Source organism: Microbacterium sp. UBA837, from assembly GCF_002296025.1.
Classification (GTDB): Bacteria; Actinomycetota; Actinomycetes; order Actinomycetales; family Microbacteriaceae; genus Microbacterium.
The window spans coordinates 8,994-9,878 of the sequence record NZ_DBHD01000146.1 but is presented as its reverse complement, the minus strand read 5'-3'; the positions used below and the strand labels follow the sequence as shown (position 1 = coordinate 9,878).

The following is an 885-nucleotide window of genomic DNA, read 5'->3' as shown; positions in this document are numbered from 1 at the left end:
GGTGCACCCGGATGCCGAGATCACTGCATCCATCGAGCGCGCCGGTGCGAACGGGACGACCGCCGTCGTCGTCGCATGGGACGGGAAGGCTCGCGGCATCCTGACCGTCGCTGACTCGGTGAAGCCCTCGAGCACTGCCGCCGTCGCCCGGCTGCGCGAGCTCGGGCTGGAGCCGATCCTGCTCACCGGTGACCACGACGCCGTGGCGCGTCGCGTGGCAGATGAGGTCGGCATCCGCGAGGTCATCGCCGGGGTGCTGCCCGCCGAGAAGGCCGCGCAGATCGAGGCGCTTCAGGCGCGCAGCCGAGTCGTGGCAATGGTGGGCGACGGCGTCAACGACGCGGCGGCGCTCGCGCAGGCCGACCTCGGTATCGCGATGGGCACGGGAACTGACGCCGCCATCGAGGCCTCCGACCTGACGCTTGTGCGCGGAGACCTCCTGGGCGCGGTCGACGCCATCCGGCTGTCGCGGGCGACGCTGCGCACGATCCGTGGGAACCTCTTCTGGGCGTTCGCCTACAACGTGGCGGCGATTCCGCTGGCTGCCCTCGGGCTCCTGAACCCCATGATCGCCGGTGCGGCGATGGCGGCATCCAGCGTCTTCGTCGTCGGCAACAGCCTGCGGCTCCGCCGCTTCCAGAGCATTGACCCGGCTGTCGGATCCCGCACCACACCCAACGAACGGAGCCCGCGATGAGCGACACCCTGGAGACGACCCCGCACGGGGCGACGGATGCCGAGCATGATGCCCACGGGCCGGCGGGCCATCACGGGTATATCGGCGACAGACAGCGCTACCTGAACCGGCTGAAGCGCATCGAGGGGCAGGCTCGCGGCATCCGTTCGATGGTGGAAGACGAGAAGTACTGCATCGACATCCTCACC

2 protein-coding genes are annotated in these 885 nt (G+C 69.8%); both read left to right on the top strand.

The annotated features are described in order from the left end of the window. The coding region (locus tag B3587_RS10725; protein ID WP_292728497.1) for an HAD-IC family P-type ATPase at positions 1 to 697 on the top strand (697 nt) is incomplete at its 5' end. Next, positions 694 to 885: metal-sensitive transcriptional regulator (locus tag B3587_RS10720; protein WP_292728495.1), on the top strand; the 192-nt coding region annotated here is incomplete at its 3' end. The genes B3587_RS10725 and B3587_RS10720, both read left to right, overlap by 4 nt.